The sequence below is a fragment of the Sinisalibacter aestuarii genome, from assembly GCF_027923545.1.
GTDB classification, from domain to species: Bacteria; Pseudomonadota; Alphaproteobacteria; order Rhodobacterales; family Rhodobacteraceae; genus Sinisalibacter; species Sinisalibacter aestuarii.
In genome coordinates this window covers 112,659-131,343 of the sequence record NZ_BROH01000006.1, presented here as the reverse complement: position 1 = coordinate 131,343, position 18,685 = coordinate 112,659, and the positions used below count along the sequence as shown (strand labels likewise).

General features: G+C 65.7%; 18 protein-coding genes and 1 riboswitch. Of the genes, 8 read left to right on the top strand and 10 right to left on the bottom strand.

From position 1 onward, the window contains the following. Positions 1–37 precede the first annotated feature (37 nt). From gcvP to gcvT, 3 genes are all read right to left on the bottom strand, one after another. Entirely contained in the window at positions 38–2,893 is a 2,856-nt protein-coding gene (gcvP, locus tag QMG28_RS11510) for an aminomethyl-transferring glycine dehydrogenase (RefSeq protein ID WP_281842448.1), read from the bottom strand. A gap of 71 nt (positions 2,894–2,964) precedes the next feature. After that, the gene (gcvH, locus tag QMG28_RS11505; protein ID WP_281842447.1) at positions 2,965–3,324 is read right to left on the bottom strand and encodes a glycine cleavage system protein GcvH; all 360 of its coding nucleotides are present in this window, start codon (positions 3,322–3,324) and stop codon (positions 2,965–2,967) included. Positions 3,325–3,341: 17 nt separating this feature from the next. After that, on the bottom strand, positions 3,342–4,454 hold the full coding sequence (gene gcvT / locus QMG28_RS11500; RefSeq protein ID WP_281842446.1) for a glycine cleavage system aminomethyltransferase GcvT: 1,113 nt from the start codon (positions 4,452–4,454) through the stop codon (positions 3,342–3,344). Between the two features lie 127 nt (positions 4,455–4,581). Next, positions 4,582–4,683, bottom strand: a riboswitch (glycine riboswitch). Between the two features lie 96 nt (positions 4,684–4,779). Here gcvT and QMG28_RS11495 point away from each other — a divergent pair. After that, positions 4,780–5,346, top strand: a complete 567-nt coding sequence (locus tag QMG28_RS11495) for a gamma-glutamylcyclotransferase family protein (RefSeq protein ID WP_281842445.1) — start codon at positions 4,780–4,782, stop codon at positions 5,344–5,346. 91 nt (positions 5,347–5,437) lie between these two features. On the opposite strand, the gene gltX is transcribed toward QMG28_RS11495, so the two are convergent. After that, positions 5,438–6,757 (bottom strand): glutamate--tRNA ligase, encoded by a 1,320-nt coding sequence (gene gltX / locus QMG28_RS11490; protein WP_281842444.1) that lies wholly within the window; start codon positions 6,755–6,757, stop codon positions 5,438–5,440. A gap of 74 nt (positions 6,758–6,831) precedes the next feature. Here gltX and QMG28_RS11485 point away from each other — a divergent pair, with 74 nt between their 5' ends. After that, on the top strand, positions 6,832–7,272 hold the full coding sequence (locus QMG28_RS11485; RefSeq protein WP_281842443.1) for a CopD family protein: 441 nt from the start codon (positions 6,832–6,834) through the stop codon (positions 7,270–7,272). 65 nt (positions 7,273–7,337) lie between these two features. Beyond that, a complete protein-coding gene (locus tag QMG28_RS11480) occupies positions 7,338–7,673 on the top strand; it encodes a metallopeptidase family protein (protein WP_281842574.1) in 336 nt (111 codons plus the stop codon). Positions 7,674–7,676: 3 nt separating this feature from the next. Here QMG28_RS11480 and QMG28_RS11475 read toward each other — a convergent pair whose 3' ends face one another. Beyond that, positions 7,677–8,111 carry a DUF1801 domain-containing protein gene (locus QMG28_RS11475; RefSeq protein WP_281842442.1) on the bottom strand — a complete coding sequence of 145 codons (435 nt, stop codon included), beginning with the start codon at positions 8,109–8,111 and terminating at the stop codon, positions 7,677–7,679. A 107-nt stretch (positions 8,112–8,218) separates the two neighbouring features. Between QMG28_RS11475 and QMG28_RS11470 the strand changes: the two genes are divergently transcribed. Continuing rightward, a complete protein-coding gene (locus QMG28_RS11470; RefSeq protein ID WP_281842441.1) occupies positions 8,219–9,130 on the top strand; it encodes an MBL fold metallo-hydrolase in 912 nt (303 codons plus the stop codon). Between the two features lie 2 nt (positions 9,131–9,132). On the opposite strand, the gene QMG28_RS11465 is transcribed toward QMG28_RS11470, so the two are convergent. Continuing rightward, a complete protein-coding gene (locus tag QMG28_RS11465; RefSeq protein ID WP_281842440.1) occupies positions 9,133–9,678 on the bottom strand; it encodes a 2OG-Fe(II) oxygenase in 546 nt (181 codons plus the stop codon). A gap of 197 nt (positions 9,679–9,875) precedes the next feature. Between QMG28_RS11465 and QMG28_RS11460 the strand changes: the two genes are divergently transcribed. Beyond that, positions 9,876–10,130 carry a GNAT family protein gene (locus tag QMG28_RS11460; RefSeq protein WP_281842439.1) on the top strand — a complete coding sequence of 85 codons (255 nt, stop codon included), beginning with the start codon at positions 9,876–9,878 and terminating at the stop codon, positions 10,128–10,130. Positions 10,131–10,139: 9 nt separating this feature from the next. Here QMG28_RS11460 and QMG28_RS11455 read toward each other — a convergent pair whose 3' ends face one another. Together QMG28_RS11455 and QMG28_RS11450 are read right to left on the bottom strand one after the other, a co-directional pair. Further along, the gene (locus tag QMG28_RS11455) at positions 10,140–10,667 is read right to left on the bottom strand and encodes a hypothetical protein (protein WP_281842438.1); all 528 of its coding nucleotides are present in this window, start codon (positions 10,665–10,667) and stop codon (positions 10,140–10,142) included. A gap of 89 nt (positions 10,668–10,756) precedes the next feature. Further along, on the bottom strand, positions 10,757–12,418 hold the full coding sequence (locus QMG28_RS11450; RefSeq protein WP_281842437.1) for an NAD+ synthase: 1,662 nt from the start codon (positions 12,416–12,418) through the stop codon (positions 10,757–10,759). A gap of 171 nt (positions 12,419–12,589) precedes the next feature. On the opposite strand from QMG28_RS11450, the gene QMG28_RS11445 reads away from it, so the two are divergent. Together QMG28_RS11445 and QMG28_RS11440 are read left to right on the top strand one after the other, a co-directional pair. Beyond that, positions 12,590–14,059, top strand: coding sequence for an MORN repeat-containing protein (locus QMG28_RS11445; protein WP_281842436.1), 1,470 nt, complete (start codon positions 12,590–12,592; stop codon positions 14,057–14,059). Then, positions 14,060–14,545, top strand: a complete 486-nt coding sequence (locus QMG28_RS11440; protein WP_281842435.1) for a 2-thiouracil desulfurase family protein — start codon at positions 14,060–14,062, stop codon at positions 14,543–14,545. A gap of 55 nt (positions 14,546–14,600) precedes the next feature. Here QMG28_RS11440 and QMG28_RS11435 read toward each other — a convergent pair whose 3' ends face one another. After that, positions 14,601–15,878 carry an NAD(P)/FAD-dependent oxidoreductase gene (locus QMG28_RS11435; RefSeq protein WP_281842434.1) on the bottom strand — a complete coding sequence of 426 codons (1,278 nt, stop codon included), beginning with the start codon at positions 15,876–15,878 and terminating at the stop codon, positions 14,601–14,603. Between the two features lie 213 nt (positions 15,879–16,091). Next, a complete protein-coding gene (locus tag QMG28_RS11430; RefSeq protein WP_281842433.1) occupies positions 16,092–16,646 on the bottom strand; it encodes a TetR/AcrR family transcriptional regulator in 555 nt (184 codons plus the stop codon). Positions 16,647–17,107: 461 nt separating this feature from the next. Here QMG28_RS11430 and QMG28_RS11425 point away from each other — a divergent pair, with 461 nt between their 5' ends. Then, a complete protein-coding gene (locus QMG28_RS11425; protein ID WP_281842432.1) occupies positions 17,108–18,649 on the top strand; it encodes a 2-isopropylmalate synthase in 1,542 nt (513 codons plus the stop codon). The last annotated feature ends 36 nt before the right edge of the window (positions 18,650–18,685 follow it).

Sequence of the window (18,685 nt, the reverse complement as noted above, 5' to 3'; positions counted from 1 at the left end):
CGGAAATCGGGGTGCCGGCCCCGGCACCCCGGCACCGTCATTCCGCCGCTTCCGCTTCGGTGTAGCTCTCCAGCGGCGGGCAGATGCAGACCAGGTTCCTGTCGCCATAGACGTTGTCCACCCGGTTGACCGGCGGCCAGTATTTGTCGACCCGGAACGACCCCGGCGGAAAGCAGCCCTGTTCGCGGCTATAGGGCCGGTCCCACTCACCCACGAGATCCTCGGTGGTGTGGGGCGCGTTTTTCAGCGGGTTGTTCGCGCGGTCCATCCGGCCTTCTTCGATGGCGCGGATTTCTTCGCGGATCGCCAGCATCGCATCGCAGAACCGGTCGAGCTCGGCCTTGGTTTCGCTCTCGGTCGGCTCGATCATCAGCGTGCCCGCCACCGGCCAGCTCATCGTGGGGGCGTGAAAGCCCGCATCCATCAGCCGTTTCGCCACATCCTCGACGGTAACGCCGGCGCTGTCGTCGAACGGGCGCAGGTCGATGATGCATTCATGCGCCACCCGCCCGGTCGGCCCCTTGTAGAGCACCTCGAAGGCGCCTTCGAGCCGCTTGGCGATATAGTTGGCGTTGAGGATCGCCACCCGCGTGGCTTGCGTCAGCCCGGAGCCGCCCATCATCAGGATATAGGCCCATGAGATCGGCAGGATCGAGGCCGAGCCGTAGGGCGCCGACGAGACCGCGCCGGCCTCGCCCTTGAACGGGTTCGGCGGCAGATGCGGCGCCAGATGTGCCTTCACGCCGATCGGGCCCATGCCGGGGCCGCCGCCGCCATGCGGGATGGCGAAGGTCTTGTGCAGGTTGAGGTGGCTGACATCGCCGCCGATCTCGCCAAGCTTCACCAGCCCGACCAGCGCGTTGAGATTGGCGCCGTCGATATAGACCTGGCCGCCATGCGCATGGGTGATCTCGCAGACCTCGCGCACGGTTTCCTCGAACACGCCATGCGTCGAGGGATAGGTGATCATGCAGGCGGCGAGCTTGCTGCCTGCGGCCTCGGCCCTGGCGCGGAAATCGGCCACGTCGATATCGCCGTTCGGCGCGGTCTTTACCACCACCACCTTCATGCCGGCCATCTGCGCCGAGGCCGGGTTGGTGCCATGGGCCGACATCGGAATGAGGCAGATATCGCGCTCCGCCTCGCCATTGGCCTTGTGATAGGCGCGGATCGTCATCAGCCCGGCATATTCGCCCTGCGCGCCCGAATTCGGCTGCATCGACATCGCGTCATAGCCGGTAATGGCGCAAAGCTTGGCCATCAGATCGTCGATCAGCTCGTGATAGCCCTCGGCCTGATCCGGCGGGCAGAGCGGATGCATCATCGAAAATTCGCGCCAGCTCACCGGGATCATCTCGGCGGCGGCGTTGAGCTTCATCGTGCAGGAACCGAGCGGGATCATCGCCCGATCGAGCGCGAGATCGCGGTCGGCGAGCTTGCGCATATAGCGCATCATCTCGGTCTCGGCCCGGTTCATGTGAAATACCGGGTGGGTGAGGTAGGCGCTCTCGCGGGCCATGTCGAGCGGCAGGCAATGGTAATCGCTCTCGAAGTCGCGGTCCTCGGCGATCACCCCGAAGGCCCGCCAGACCGCCTCGATGGTGGGCGAGCGCGTGGCTTCGTCGAGCGTGATGCCGATTTTGGTCTTGCCGACGGGCCGCAGGTTCACCCCCTCTTTCAGCGCGGCGAGGATGATGCCCTTTTGCAGATGCCCGACCTCGACGGTGATCGTGTCGAAATAATGCTCCGGTTCGATCAGGTAGCCCGCCGCCTCCAGCTTCGCCGCCAGCCGCGCCGTCTTGCGGTGGATGCGCTGGGCGATGGCCTTCAGCCCCTCGGGGCCGTGGAACACCGCATAGAAGCTCGCCATCACCGCCAGCAGCGCCTGCGCGGTGCAGACGTTAGAGGTGGCTTTCTCGCGGCGGATATGCTGCTCGCGGGTTTGCAGCGCGAGGCGGTAGGCCTTGTTGCCGCGCGCGTCGATGCTCACCCCGACGAGCCGGCCCGGCATCGCGCGCTTGTGGCTGTCATGGCAGGCAAGATAGGCGGCGTGCGGGCCGCCATAGGCCATCGGCACGCCGAAGCGCTGGGTCGAGCCGACGGCGATATCGGCTCCCATCGCGCCCGGCTCTTTCAGCAGCGTCAGCATGAGCGGATCGGCGGCGACGATACCGATGGCATTGGCCGCGTGCAGCGCCGCGATCTCGGGCGTGAAATCGCGGATCTCGCCATTGGTGCCGGGATACTGGAAGATCGCGCCGAAGACCTTCTCCGGCTCCAGCCCGGCAGGGTCGCCCACGATCACCTCGATGCCCAGCGGCTCGGCCCGCGTCTTCATCACCGCGATGTTCTGCGGGTGGCAGGCGGCGTCGATGAAAAAGGCGCGGGCCTTCGATTTCGCCACCCGCTGCGCCATCGTCATCGCCTCGGCGCAGGCGGTGGCCTCGTCGAGCAGCGAAGCCCCGGCGACTTCCAGCCCGGTCAGGTCCGAAATCATCGTCTGGTAGTTCAGGAGCGCCTCAAGCCGGCCCTGCGAAATCTCCGGCTGATAGGGCGTATAGGCCGTGTACCAGGCCGGGTTTTCGAGGATGTTGCGCTGGATCACCGGCGGCGTGACGGTGCCGTGATAGCCCTGCCCGAGCAGCGAGCGCAGCACCGTGTTCTTCGCCGCCGTCAGCCGCATCTGGAACAGCATCTCGCGCTCCGACCGGGCCTTGCCGAAATCGAGCGGTTCGGCCTGACGGATGGATTTCGGCACCGTCTCGTCGATCAGTGCGTCGAGATCGGCCACGTTCAGCGTGGCGAACATATCCGCCATCTCGGCGGGCGAGGGGCCGATATGGCGGCGGTTGGCGAAGTCATAGGGCCGGTAATCGGTGGGCGTGAAAGGCATTCCTGGTCTCCCGGGGGCAAATCTCGTCGGCGAGATTTGCCAGGGGTCTTCACAGACCCCTGGCGCTCAACTCAGCCGATGAAAGCCTTGTAGGCGGCTTCATCCATGTAATCGGCCATCTGGTCCGGGTCGGCGGGCCTGATCCTGAAGAACCAGGCTTCGCCTTCGGGGTCTTCGTTCACCTTGCCCGGATCTTCCACGATGGCCTCGTTCACCTCGACGATCTCGCCGTCGATCGGGGCGAGAATGTCGGAGGCGGCCTTCACGCTTTCGATCACCACCACCTCGTCGTCCTTCGACACTTCGCTGCCCGCCTCGGGCAGTTCGATGAAGACGATATCGCCGAGCTGCTCGGCGGCATGGGCGGTGATGCCGACGGTGACGATGCCGCCCTGATCATCGAGCCATTCGTGTTCTTCGGTGTATTTCATGGGGGTCTCCTGTTGGATCAGCGTTTGTAGGATGGCTTGTGGAAGGGCAGCGGCGCAATGGTTGCCGGCAGGCGTTTGCCGCGCACCTCGCCGAAAATCGTCGTGCCTTCCATGGCATGGTCGGCGGGGACGTAACCCATCGACATCGGGCGTTCGATGCTGGGGCCGAAAGCGCCGGAGGTGATCTCGCCGATGGCCGCGCCGCCTTCGGCTTCGGCAAAGAGCGCGGTATGGGCGCGCATCGGCGCGCGGCCTTCGGGCAGGAGGCCCACGCGCTTGCGGGCCGGGCCGGTTTCAAGCTCGCTCAGGATGCGGTCGGCGCCGGGAAAGCCGCCGGCGCGCGCGCCGCCCTTGCGGCGCACCGTCTGGATCGCCCAGTTCAGCCCGGCCTCGACCGGCGAGGTCGTCTCACCGATATCCGAGCCGTAGAGGCAAAGCCCCGCCTCCAGACGCAGCGAATCGCGCGCGCCGAGGCCGATGGGCTGCACAGCGGGACTTTCCAGAAGCGCGCGCATCAGGCGCGGCCCCATCGTGTTGGGCACCGAGATTTCGAACCCGTCTTCGCCGGTATAGCCCGACCGGCTGACCCAGCAGCTCGCGCCCGCAAGCTCCACATCGGCCACGTCCATGAAGCGCATCTCGCGCACGGCGGGGTTCAGCGCGGCAAGCGCGTCCTCCGCCTTCGGCCCCTGCAGCGCGATCAGCGCCCGGCCGGTGAGCTCTTCCACCTCGATCTCCGGCAGATGCAGGCGCAGATGCTCAAGATCCGCCTCCTTGCGCGCGGCATTGACGACGAGAAACAGGTGATCGCCCCGGTTGGTTATCATCAGATCGTCGATGATCCCGCCATCGTCCGTGGTGAAGAAGCCGTAGCGCTGGCGGCCCTCGGCAAGCCCGACGATGTCGACCGGCACGAGCCGTTCCAGCGCCTCGGCCACGTCCGGCCCGCGCAGGATGACCTGGCCCATATGGCTCACGTCGAACAGGCCCGCGCTTTCGCGGGTGAAAAGATGCTCCTTCATCACGCCGGGGGCGTATTGCACGGGCATCTCCCAGCCCGCGAAGGGCACCATTCTGGCGCCCAGTTCCACGTGGAGGTCATAGAATACCGTTCGGCTCAAATCGCTCATGCCGTCTCCCCGCCGGGAGAACGCGCCCGGCATCGCTGGGCCAGAATTGGCCCGCCCGATGCCCCCTCTGTCCTTTCGCCTGAGATCGTTATCCCTTCGGCGGGCCTCGCGGCCACTCTCCAGAGTCTGTCCCCGCGCGGTCCGCTTGCCTGAGAGTTTACCGGGGCGGTTGCTCCTTCGGCACCGGGCAAACCTCTACGGTTCCCCGGATTCTCCCTGCGCAGGTGCGGCGAACCTAGCGGGCGGCCGCTGATCGCACAAGCCCCCACACCACCCCCCCACACCACCCCTTGTGGCGCGCCGGCGGGAAGGGCACAAACCCCCCATGCAGGACCCGTTTTTCTTCGGCTATGGCTCATTGGTGAACCGGCGCACCCATCACTACGCCGAGGCCGCCCCGGCGCGGGTGCGCGGCTGGCGGCGGGCCTGGCGCAAATCGCCGCTGCGCCAGCGCTGCTTTCTCACCGTCCTGCCCGCGCCGGGGGTGGAGATCGAGGGGCTGGTGGCGGCGGTGCCGGGGGCGGACTGGGCGGCGCTGGACGAGCGCGAACACGCCTATGCCCGCCACGATGTGAGCGGGCGCGTCACCCATGCCGTGGGCCGCGAGATCGACGTGGCGCTCTATGCCATCCCCGAGGGCGCCCATCACGATCCGGGGCCGGAGCACCCGGTGCTGCTCAGCTATATCGACGTGGTGGTGCAGGGCTTCCTCGCCGAGTTCGGCGAGGCCGGGGTGCGGCGCTTTTTCGAGACCACCGAGGGCTGGCACGTGCCGGTGCTCGATGACCGGGCGCAGCCGGTCTATGCCCGCCACCAGCCTCTCGACCGCCATGAACGCGCTCTGGTGGAAGACGAGCTGGCCCGTATCGGCGCGCGCGTGGTGCGGGGGTAGATCGGCGGAGCGGCTCCGCCGCGCAGCTTTGGTGAATGAGGGGCGCTGCCCCTCAAACTCCCCGGGATATTTCCGGCAAGCTGAAAGAGGATCAGCGCCGGATCTTTTGCAGGAGCGGCATCAGCGCCGACATGTCGGGGCCGTGATCCATGCCGGTCAGTGCCTTGCGCAGCGGCATGAACAGCCCACGGCCCTTGCGGCCGGTCGCGTCCTTCACCGCCGCGGTCCACTGGCCCCAGCTTTCGGATGTGAAGGGCGGCTCGGGCAGCAGGCGCATGGCGGTGGCGACCATCTCGGCGTCTTCGTCATCGACGAGCGGCACCGCGCCGTCGCGGCAGAGCGCCCACCAGCCTTCGAGATCCTGCATCGTGGTGATGTTTTCGCGCGCCACGATCCAGAACGCCTCGGCCATGTCGTTCGGCACGCCCAGCGCGCGCACCTGGTCGGCCACCGCCGCATAGGGGCGGGCGGCCAGCGCATGGGCGGTGAGCGGGAACAGGTCGTTCACATCGAATTTGGTGGGGGCCGCGCCGAAGCTCGACAGATCGAAGCCCGCGATCACCTCGTCGAGAGTGTCGCGCAGCTCGACGGGCTGCGACGAGCCAAGCCGCGCCATGTGGCTGATCAGCGCCATCGGCTCCACCCCCTGCGCGCGCAGATCGCGCAAGGAGAGCGTGCCGAGCCGCTTCGACAGCGCCTCGCCCTGCGGGCCGGTCAGCAGCGAATGGTGGGCGAAGGCGGGCACCGCGCCGCCGAGCGCCTCGATGATCTGGATCTGGGTGCCGGTATTGGTGACATGATCGGAGCCGCGCACCACATGGGTGATGCCGAAGTCGATATCGTCGCAGACGCTGGCCAGCGTGTAGAGAAACTGCCCGTCGGCGCGGATCAGCACCGGGTCCGACACGGAGGCGGCGTCGATCGAGATCTCGCCAAGGATGCCGTCATCCCAGACGATACGTGTCTGATCGAGCCTGAAGCGCCAATGGCCCTGACCGCGTTCGGCGCGCAGCTTGTCCTTTTCCGCCTCGCTCAGCGCCAGCGCGGCGCGGTCATAGACCGGCGGCTTGCCCATATTGAGCTGCTTCTTGCGCTTGAGGTCGAGTTCGGTCGGGGTTTCGAAGCATTCGTAGAACCGGCCCTTGTCGCGCAGATCCTGCGCCGCCTGTTCGTAGCGCGCGAGCCGCGACGACTGGGTTTCGATCCGGTCCCAGGTCAGGCCGAGCCATTCGAGGTCTTCCTGGATCGCGTCGGCATATTCCTGCTTCGAGCGCTCCGGGTCGGTATCGTCGAGGCGCAGGATGAAGGTGCCGCCCTGCTTGCGGGCGATCAGCCAGTTGAACAGCGCCGTGCGTAGGTTGCCGACATGGAGGTAGCCGGTGGGCGAGGGGGCGAAACGGGTAACGGTCATGGATGTCTCCTGTGCATGGCTCCTCTTTCATATCGGGCGGTTTTTGTCCATATACGGGCAATCGGAGGCGTGTGATGGACTACTCGGTGTTGGTAATTCACCTGTTGGGTGCTGCGGTCTGGACCGGCGGGCACCTGGTATTGGCCCTTACCGTTCTGCCGCGGGCGCTGCGCCTGCGCGATCCTGAAATTCTGCGGGAGTTCGAGCAAGGGTTCGAGCGCATCGGGATTCCGGCGTTGCTTGTGCAGGTTGCAAGCGGGGTGTGGCTTGCGTGGCGATATTCGCCCGATCCGATCGCCTGGATTACCCTGGCCGATCCGGTTTCGGCCGGTATCGGCCTGAAACTGGGCCTGCTTGTTCTCACGGCGCTTTTTGCGGTGAATGCCAGGTTTCGCGTGATCCCCCAACTCAGTGCGGAAACCCTGCCGCTCATGGCCTTGCACATTCGAGCGGTGACGCTGTTTTCCGTGCTTTTCGTTGCCACCGGGGCCTATCTCAGCCGGGGTGGGTTTTGACGAGGGTGCCGACCCATCCCCCGTCGCTGGCCGAGATCGAGGCGCTGGCGCTCGCCGCGCGCGAAATGTTGCCGCCGGCGTTCCGCGAGGCGGCGCGGGCGGTGACGATCCGGGTCGAGGACCTCGCGCCCGACATGTTCCTCGGCGAGCTTGGGATCGACGATCCGTTCGAACTGACCGGGCTTTATGACGGCATCCCGCTGACGCAGAAATCGGTGATGGACAGCCCGATCCAGCCCGACACGATCTGGCTGTTCCGCCGGGCGATCCTCGATGAATGGGTCGAGCGCGGGGATGTGACGCTGGAGGCGCTGGTGGCGCATGTCTTCATCCATGAGCTGGCGCATCACTTCGGCTGGTCGGATGACGATATCGCGGCGATCGACCGCTGGTGGGAGTAGCGCCTAGCTCGGGCTGACGGGGTATTTCGCGGCGAGATCGTCGAGCCCGGCGCGGATCAGCCGCCGCAGCGCGCCCTCGTCCACATCGGACAGTTTGTTGATATACAAGCAGGATTTGCCAAACTTGTGCTTACCCAGCCCGGCGAGCAGATCGCCGTAGCCGGCATAGCCGGGCATGATGTAGAGCACGAGACTGGCTTTGCGCGGGCTGAAGCCGGTGGCGAGGAATTCGCCCTCGCGCCCGCTCTCGTAGCGGTAGGCGTAAGAGCCATAGCCCACGATGGTGGGGCCCCACATCCGGGGCGCCCAGCCGGTGACCTCGCGAAACAGCGCATCGAGCGCATGCGCATCGGCCCGCCGTGTCGGGTGCCCGACCGCGTCGAGGAAAAGGGAGACGTTTGCTCCCGTCGGGCCGGTCTTGTTCCCGGATGTGGCCATCACGCACGCCTCACACTCTAGGGTCAGGGCGAAATCGCCCGTCCTCGCTATCATGGCCGAGCATAACCAAAATTGCGCGACGGGAGGACAACATGTCTGTGACTGGAATGAGACTTGATCGCCGGGGCCTGCTCCTTGGCGCGGCGGCGTTGCCGCTGACGGCGACGGGCGCTTTCGCGGCGGCCGAGATGATGGGAATGGCGATGACCCGGTTCAATCGCTTCAGCCTTGGCGGGTTCGAGGTGACCGCGCTGCTCGCAGGCACCAGCACCGTGCCCGATCCGCATGGGATTTTCGGCATCAATGCTTCGGACGAAGAGTTTGCCGCAGCGGCGGCGGCGGCGAATATTCCGACCGACAAGGCGCAGTTCTTCTTCACCCCCACCGTGGTGAATACCGGCGCGGAACTGGTGCTGTTCGATACCGGACTCAATGCCGCCGGGATCGCCGGGGCGCTGCAGGCGGCGGGATACAGCACCGACCAGATCGACGTGGTGGTGCTCACCCATATGCATGGCGACCATATCGGCGGCATGACCGACGATGCCGGCGCGCCGACCTTCGCCAATGCCCGCTACGTGACCGGGCGGGTGGAATACGACGCCTGGGCCGGGATGGGCAACGAGGGGTTTGATGCCAAGGTGCGCCCGGTCGCCGAAAAGACGACCTTCGTCGAGGATGGCGGCACGGTGGCCGCCGGCATCACCGCGATGGCCGCCTTCGGCCACACGCCGGGGCACATGGCCTGGCTGATCGAGAGCGATGGCGAGACGCTGCTGCTCGGAGCCGATTTTGCCAATCACTATGTCTGGTCGCTTGGTTACCCGGATTGGGAAGTCGGTTTCGATATGGATAAGGCGATGGCGACGCAAACCCGGCGCACCCTGCTCGGAATGCTTGCATCCGACAAGATGCCCTTCATCGGTTACCACATGCCCTGGCCGGCGCTGGGCTATGTCGAGGCGCGGGGCGACGGGTTCCAGTATGTGCCCGCGAGCTATCAGATGATGCTCGAATAGGGCTAGCGAAAGGCCGGGCCGTGCGCCCAGATGGTGAGCGAATGGCGGGTGCCCTTCGTCACCGGGGTGACCCGGTGCAGCACGAAGCTGGGGAAGGCCACGGCGCTGCCCTGTGCGCGGTCGGCCGTGGTCGTCGCCAGTGAGGGGCGCAGTTCGAGCGCGCCGCCTTCGTAGGCCTCCGGATCGGACAACTGCACCACGAAGGTGAGCTTGCGCCGGGCCGCGACGGCGCCCTCGCCGATATCGGAATGCCAGTCGAAATGGCCTTCCCGGGCGGCGTCATAGCGCGCCACCTGCGGGCTTTCGCGCAGCGCGTCGAGGTCGAAATGGAACTGGTGGTTGGCCTTGCGCACGAGGTCGATCAGCCGGTCGGTGACCCAGTCCATCCCGTCGAGATCGTCGAGCCAGACCAGATCGGCGCGTCGGATGTTATGCGCCCGGTCGCCGCGCACCAGGCGGGCATCGGCGCTCTCCGCCTCGGCGGCGGCGGCGACGATGCGGGCGCAGTCGGCGGCGGAGAAGGCGGCGGGAATCGGCAGGATGTTCATAGGCGCTCCGGGGATGTCCAGCGGTGCTGTTCGCGCGGCGGTGGTATGTTGTCTTGCCAGAATTCGACATCAGTGCTGAAATGCGACGGATTTCGCGAGGGATGCGGACTGTGGGTTTTGACAATGCCGGTGCAGGTCGAGACAGATCGGCTGCTGCTTCGCGCTTTCGCGCCGGTCGATATACGCCTTGTGTGGCGTTGAACCTCGACCCGGAGGTCATGTGTGGCCTCGGCGGGCCACGTAGCCAGGCTGTCACCGAAGCGGAGATTGCTCACAATAACGAGACGCTTGCGCCGCCGCGGGTGATCTCGATCAGCGACGTGCCGAACCGGCGGTCGTTCGCGGTCATGAAGCGGCTGGGCAGGTATGTCGGCCATGAGGCGGAGCTTGACGCCGTTGGCGACGTTTTCCCCGTGCGGATCTTCGTGATCGACGCGCCTGTGCGCGGCTAAGCCGACGCTTCAGGCGGTGGTGGATATCAGCGTGCCGAGGGTGCGGGCGGCGCGAGCATCGCGCGGTTGCCACCCGGCGAGCAGGGCAGCCTGCAGGATCGCGGCCGCCGTTTCTTCCGGCGTATCGGGCAGGTGCGACCACGGAATTTCGACCCGGCGGGTCAGGCCGCGGCCGTTCTTCTTCACCCGGAGGCTCACCCAGGTGCCGATGGAGATGAGGCCGTAGATCCGGATCCTGCGGATGCGGATATCGGCGAGTTCCTCCCAGCGCCTGGTCCTCTTGCCCATCACCGAGAAGCCGTTGGCATCGGCCGAAAAACATGGGGTGGGGCGGGCGAGTCCCCTCAGGCCGCGGACCAGTGCATTTGCACCCGTAAGGCAGAACAGGCCGGCGACAACTGTGCCGCCGGTCGGAATCCCGGCATCGGAGGTAGAAAGGATGCGCCAGAAGCCCGTGCCGAGGCCGAGGTAGAACAGGCCGAAGATGACGGATTTCTTGAGGCTCTTAGGGGCGGGGTAGAAGTCAAACTGGTCCATGGTTGCACTCGTCAACGGTTGTCGTCGCAAGCGGGCATAGACCGGCAGTACGGCGCCAATCGGGCGTCAGGAGGGCGTTTTGGGGTCGGTCAACTCCTGTCGCGCCAGCGGTTGGCGATCGGGTAGCGGCGGTCGAGCCAGAATGCCCGGTCGGTCAGCCGTGTGCCGGGGGCGGATTGGAAGCGTTTGTATTCGCTGATGAAAATCAGGTGCTCCACGCGCTTCACCATCTCCCGGTCAAAGCCTTCGGCCACCAGATCGGCCACCGAAGCCTCGCGGTCGATCAGCCCGTCGAGGATCGCGTCGAGCACCTCGTAGGGCGGCAGGCTGTCTTCGTCCTTCTGGTCTTCGCGCAGCTCGGCGCTGGGCGGCTTGTCGATCACCCGGGGCGGGATCACCGCGCCCGCCGGGGCTTTCATCCAGGGCCGGTGGTTGGCGTTGCGCCAGCGGCAGGTTTCGAAAACGCGGGTTTTATAAAGGTCTTTCAATGGGTTATAACCGCCCGCCATGTCGCCGTAGATGGTGGCGTAGCCCACGGCGACCTCGGATTTGTTGCCGGTGGTCAGGAGCATTTCGCCAAACTTGTTGGAGAGCGCCATCAGCAGCAGCCCGCGCAGGCGGGACTGGATATTTTCCTCGGTGAGATCAGGGGTGGTGCCGGCGAAAAGCGGCGCCAGCGCCTCGGTCACCGCCGCCCGGGGGCCGGAGATCGGCAGCGTGTCGAGCCGGGTGCCGAGCGCCGTCGCCACCGCTTCGGCATCTTCCAGCGAGGCGTCGCTGGTATATTCCGAGGGCAGCATCACGCAGCGCACATTGTCCGGCCCCAGCGCATCGGCGGCGATGGCGGCGACGAGCGCCGAGTCGATCCCGCCGGACAGGCCCAGCAGCACCTTTTTGAAGCCGGTCTTGTCCATGTAATCGGCAAGGCTCATCACCATGGCGCGGTAATCGGCCTCCCACGCATCCGGCTCGGGCGTGATCGCGGCCGGGGCGATGCGCCAGCCTGCCGCCTCCCGCACCAGCTCGATATGGGCCAGCGCCTCGTCGAATTGCGGCAGTTGGAAGGCGATCTCGCCGCCCGGATTCACCCCGAAACTCGCACCGTCAAACACCTGATCGTCCTGCCCGCCGACCATGTTGAGATAGATCAGCGGCAGCCCCGTCTCCTTCACGCGCGCCCGCATATGGCGCTGGCGCACGGCAACCTTGCCGCGATGATAGGGCGAGCCGTTCGGCACCAGCAGCACCTCCGCCCCGGCATCGGCCATCGTCGAGCAGACGTGGTTTTCCCACCAGGCATCTTCGCAGATCGGCGTGCCGATCAGCACCGGGCCGAGCCGGAACGGGCCCTGATCGGGCCCGCGCGCGAACAGACGCTTTTCGTCGAAAACATGGGTGTTGGGCAGCACCTGCTTCAGCACGCGCAGCCGCACCGCGCCGCCTTCGAGAATGTGATAGGCGTTGTACAGCGCCTGTCCGTCATGGAAGGGCGCGCCGATCGCCAGCGCCGGGTCATCGGCGGTCTCGCCCGCCAGCGCCGTCACGGCATCCATCGCCTCGCGCCAGAAGGCCGGGCGCATCACCAGGTCCTGCGGCTGGTAGCCGATCATGAACATCTCGGGCAGCATCACCAGATCGGCCCCGGCGGCCTTGCCCGCCTCCCAGGCCGCGCGCGCCCTGGCGGCATTGCCCGCGATATCGCCCAGCACCGGGGCGAGTTGGGCCAGGGTCAGGCGGAAGGTCTCGCGCATGGCAGCCTCGAAGCGTCAGATCACATCAGCTTCGGTTTAACAGGTTTGTGCGCGAGGAAAAGCCGGGCAGGCCCGTGGCCGGGGCGAAAACCGTTGTTTCCCCGCGGCCTGTTCATTAGGTTTCCGGCATACGGGCAAACGGTTTGGGCAAAAGCCGGGAAAAGGATCACCATGTCGCAGCTGAAGAGGGGATGGGTGCCGGGGGCGGCGGTTCTGGCCGTATCGCTGGCCGTGGCCGGTGCGCCGGTTCTGGCGCAGGAAGTTACGTCGGAAGTCGTGCAATACGATGACGGGTCGATCTACGAAGGATCGCTCAAGGACGGTGTCCGCGACGGGCAGGGCACGCTGCGCACGCCAAACGGCTACGAATATACCGGCACCTTCGTCGATGGCGAGATCCGCGGCGAGGGCGTTGCGCGCTTTCCCAACGGCTCGGTCTATGAAGGCGGCTTCGCCAAGGGGCGGCCGCACGGCTTTGGCAAGGTCACCTATGCCGATGGCACCTCCTACGAGGGCGACTGGGTCGACGGCCAGATCAACGGGTCGGGCTTTGCCATCTACGCCAACGGGTTCAAATATGAGGGCGGCTTCCGCGCCGGACAGCACCACGGGCAGGGTCGGCTCGAAAGCCCCTCGGGCACCGTGTATGAAGGCGCCTGGGTGACGGGCGTGAAGCAGGGCCAGGGCAAGCTCACCGAGGCCGACGGGTCGGTCTATGAAGGTGCGTTTGCCGATGGCCAGCCGAACGGTCAGGGCACCTACACCACCGCCGACGGGATGCGCTACACCGGCGGCTGGACCGACGGGCAGATGGACGGCAGCGGAGCGCTCACCGAAGCGAGCGGCGATGTCTATGAGGGCCCCTTCGTGATGGGCGTGCGCTCGGGCACCGGCAAGGTGACCTATGCCAACGGCGATGTCTACGAGGGCGGCTTTGCCTCCAACAAGCGCTCGGGCCAGGGCACCTTTACCGGCCGCGATGGTTACCGCTACGAGGGCGGCTGGATCGACGGGCGGATCGAGGGCGAGGGCACCGAGACCTATCCTGACGGGTCTGTCTATGTCGGCCAGTTCCGCGCCGGCCTGCCGGACGGGCAGGGCACGATCACCTATCCCGACGGGTCGACCTATGCGGGCGGCTGGCGCGATGGCGTCTTTGAGGGGATGGGCATCGTCAACCGTGCCGATGGAACCGCTTATGAGGGCAACTTCGCCAGCGGCCTCTATGACGGGCAAGGCACGCTCAGCCGGGCCGATGGCTACAAATATGTGGGCACCTGGCGTGGCGGGATGCTCAATGGCGAGGGCGCGATCACCTTCGCCGGGGGCGATACCTATGAGGGCGGCTTCTCTGCCGACCGGTTTCACGGGCAGGGCAAGCTGACCCGCACCGATGGCACCTTCTACGACGGCGAATGGGTGAACGGCGCCAAGCAGGGCGCCGGCACCGAACGCTACAGCGATGGCTCGGTCTATACCGGCAGCTTCGTTGCCGGGCAGCGCGAAGGCGAGGGCAGCGTGACCTATGCCGATGGCACCACCGCCTCGGGCCAGTGGGAGCAGGGGGTGCTGTTGCAGATGCTCGAAACCCCGGCAACCGATGCCGCGCCCGCACCCGAAGCGGCTCCCGCCGCGGAATAAGTGGATAAGATCCTCGTCTCCGCCTGCCTCGCGGGCCAGCCGGTGCGCTGGGACGGGGCGGCGAAGACGCTGTCTCATTGCCTGATGACCCGCTGGCAGGGGCAGGGCCGCCTCGTCGCGCTCTGCCCCGAGCTTGCGGGCGGCCTCGCGGTGCCCCGCAGGCCCGCCGAGATCGCGCCGGGCGCAACCGGCGAACAGGTGCTCGACGGCGCCGCCCGCATTCTCGACGACCGGGGCGATGACCTGACCGCCGCCTTCCGTGCCGGGGCCGAGGCGGCGGTGGCGCTGGCGCGGGCCGAAGGCTGCCGCTTCGCGCTTCTGATCGACGGGTCGCCCTCCTGCGGATCGCGCGAAGTGCATGACGGGCGGTTCGCAGGCCGCCGGGTGGCGGGCGAAGGCGTGATGGCGGCGGCGCTCCGGCGCGCGGGCGTGCAGGTCTTCACCCCGGCCGACATGGCGCGCCTTGCGGCGGCGCTGTCGGGCTGAGCCAAAGGAAAAGGGCCGCCCCGCAGGACGGCCCCTTCGCAAACCTTTGAGATGATTACTGGATCTTGTTGATCTTCATCATCTTCATGATCATCCGCTCATAGAAGGGCTCGCTCACGCCCTTCTTGATCTTGCGCATGAAATACCATTCGAAGGCGAGTTTGGCCCAGTGCACCCACTTGCCTTCGCCCGCCCAGTTGACGTTGCGCGGCGGGTTCTGCGGCATTGCCAGGAAGGCGGCGCCGCGATCGCCGAAATCGGCGAGGCAGAGCGCGTTCCACGAGGGCAGCTCGTTCGGCTCCTCGCCGCGCATCACGCGGGGCAGGTTATGGGCCGTGGCGGTGACCATCGATTCGATCATGAAGCCGGTCTTCGGCACGCCGGTCGGCACCGGGGTGGCGACGGGCGGGGCGATGGCGATGGCGACGCCGATACCGAAGATGTTGCGGTATTTCGGGTTGCGCTGATACTCGTCGACGATGATGAAGCCGCGCGGGTTCACCAACCCCTCGATGCCCATAACCGCCGGGATGCCCCGGAAGGCCGGCAGCATCATCTTGTACTGCGCGGGCACTTCGTGCTTCTTCTTCTCGTTCCCGTCCTCGTCGAACTCGGTGATATGCACCGCGTCCTCGGTGAACTTCTCGACCTTGGCGTTGGTGATCCATTTGATATCGCGGTCGCGCATCTCGCTTTCGAGCATGCTCTTGGTATCGCCCACGCCGCCGAGGCCGAGATGGCCGATATAGGGCTCGGAGGTGATGAAGGTCATCGGCACCTTGTGCTTGATCTTGCGCCGGCGCAGGTCGGTATCGACCGTCATCAGATATTCATAGGCCGGGCCGAAGCACGACGCCCCCTGAACCGCGCCGATCACGATCGGGCCGGGATTGGCGCAGAACGCCTCCCAGGTGCCGCCGGGGCCGCCCGATTTCACCGCATGCTCGACATGGCAGACCGAGTTGGTATGGGCATCGGGGCCGAACCCTTCGATCTCGTCGAAGGCGAGGTCGGGGCCGGTGGCGATGACGAGATAATCGTACTCAACCTCACGGCCGGATTCGAGGAGGATCTTGTTCTCCTCGGGCACCAGCTTGGTGGCGCCGTCGCAGATGAAGTCGATCCCGCGCCGTTTCATCACCGGCTCGAGGTCGATCGTCAGTTCGTCCTGCTTGCGCCAGCCAACGCCGGCCCAGGGGTTCGACGGAGTAAACTGGAAATACGGTTTGTTGGAAATAACCGTGATCTTGTCGCTGCGAGTGAGCGTTTCCTTGAGTTCATAGGCTTGGATCGTCCCACCGAGACCCGCGCCCAAAACGACAACATGTGCCATGTTCTCTCCCTATTATAAGGCAGGACCGGCAACCACCGGCCCAAACCATGTTAGGCCCACGATTAACGTAGGTCCGATTCTTGCCCGTTCGCGCGTATATATTGCATTATGTATTGCATGCTGACGTGGCAAAAACCACCTTTTAAGCCACAAACCGGCCTGCGGCATTGTGCCGAATTGCCGCGCCTGAACGCGGGCCGGCGGGGCGAGAAATCAGCCGCGCAGCCCGTCGAGCAGGGCGCCGATCACGCGATTGCCTTCCTCGGCCAGATCGAAACTCCGGTCTTCGAGGAGCCAGCGCATCGACAGCCCGTGGATCGCCGACATGACCAGATGCGCCACGTCTTCGGCGACGATCTTCACGTCGTGCTGGCCATTTGCCTGCGCCATGCGGATCAGCCCCTCTATGGCCTCGCGCCGCTCGCGCAGCAGGGTGGCGAACTTCTCGCGCAGTCCGGTGATTTCGGTCTGTAACTCGCGTGAAAACAGGATCGCGGGGATCGCCGGATTCTGGCTGATATGCACGAAATGGTGGCCGACGAGCCGGTGCAGCATATCATGCGCGTCCATCCCGCCGAGATCGACCGGATGGCTGTGGATCACGCCCATTTCGTTGACGATGTGATCGCCCACCGCGAGCCAGATATCGTTCTTCGTGGCGAAATGCCGGAAGATGGCAGGCTGGGTGACGCCGACGGCATCGGCGAGATGCTGGGTGGTTACCCGGTCGGGACCATAATCAGCGGCGAGACGGATCGCTGTGGCCACGATTTCGGCCTTACGGTCGGCCGCACTCTTACGTTGTCTCCGTTCCGCCATTGGACCGGCCTTTCTGCATGGTCTGTTGCCGGACGGGCCGGGAACAGTCGATCACTTGTGCACCACTTTTTTACGCGCGTCCAGTATTTGCCCCGGCGCGGCTGGCGGATGTTGCGGTGCGTGCGCGCCAGTCCGGAAAGGTCAGAATCTCAGACCAAACATAAGCGATAAAAGCAAAAAAGGCCTTTTCATCGCGGCTCCGCCGACTATATTGCGCGCCATGAACACTGCGGCACATAACATTTTTGCGACCGGCGCTCTCTCGCGCCCGTCCGCGCTTGCCGCGCTGCTTCTTCTTAGCCGCCTCTGAGCGTGCCCCTTGGCGCGAGCGCTCAGAGGATATCACCTGCGCGCCTCGTAACTGATCCGGCCAGGCGGCCAACGGCTAAGACCAAGAGAAAGACAGATCCATGACCATGCCCACCGAACAGGACCGCGTCCTGATTTTTGACACGACCCTGCGCGACGGCGAGCAATCGCCCGGCGCCACGATGACCCACGAGGAAAAGCTCGAAATCGCCGAGCTGCTCGACGACATGGGCGTCGATATCATCGAGGCCGGGTTTCCGATCGCCTCCGAGGGCGATTTCGCGGCGGTGAGCGAGATCGCCATGCGCTCGAAAGAGGCGGTGATCTGCGGTCTCGCCCGGGCCAATGTGAAGGATATCGACCGTTGCTGGGAGGCGGTGAAGCGCGCCGGCAAGCCGCGCATCCACACCTTCATCGGCACCTCGCCGCTGCACCGGCAGATCCCCAACCTGTCGATGGACCAGATGGCCGACCTGATCCACGATACGGTGACCCATGCCCGCAATCTCTGCGACAACGTGCAATGGTCGCCGATGGACGCCACGCGCACCGAGCACGATTATCTCTGCCGCGTGGTCGAGATCGCCATCAAGGCCGGCGCCACCACGATCAACATCCCCGATACGGTGGGCTACACCGCACCGCGTGAATCGGCCGATCTGATCCGGATGCTGATCGAGCGTGTGCCGGGGGCGGATGAGGTGGTCTTCGCCACCCATTGCCACAACGATCTCGGCATGGCGACGGCCAACGCGCTGGCCGCCGTCGAGGCCGGCGCGCGCCAGGTCGAAAGCACGATCAACGGGCTGGGTGAACGGGCGGGCAATACCGCGCTGGAAGAGGTGGTGATGGCGCTGAAAGTGCGCAACGATATCATGCCCTACCAGACCGGCGTCGACACCTCGAAGATCATGAACATCTCGCGCCGGGTGGCGCAGGTTTCGGGCTTTCCGGTGCAGTTCAACAAGGCCATCGTCGGCAAGAACGCCTTCGCGCATGAAAGCGGCATCCACCAGGACGGGATGCTGAAGAACCCGCAAAACTTCGAGATCATGCGCCCCGAAGATGTCGGCCTCGCCGCCTCGTCGCTGCCTCTGGGCAAGCATTCCGGCCGCGCCGCGCTGAAGGCGAAGATGACCGCGCTGGGTTACGATCTGGCCGACAACCAGCTCGCCGACATTTTCGTGCGCTTCAAGGAGCTGGCCGACCGCAAGAAAGAGGTGTTCGACGAAGACCTGATCGCGCTGATGGGGGCGGCCAGCGAGGCCCATGACCGGCTGAAGGTGAAATTCCTGCGGGTGATCTGCGGCACCGAGGCGCCGCAATCGGCCGACCTGACGCTGACCATCGACGGTGTGGACCAGCAGGTGACCGCCACCGGCGACGGCCCGGTGGACGCCACCTTCAACGCGGTCAAGGTGCTGTTCCCGCACACCGCCCGGCTCAACCTCTATCAGGTCCATGCGGTGACCGGCGGCACCGACGCCCAGGCGACGGTGACGGTGCGGATGGAGGAAGACGGCAAGATCGTCACCGGCCAGTCCTCCGACACCGACACCGTGGTCGCCAGCGCCAAGGCTTATGTCAACGCGCTCAACAACCTGATCGTGCGCCGCGAAAAGACCAAGCCGGAAGCGATCTGATCGCGCTCCGAGCGGCGGCGAATTTCTGCCAGCAGC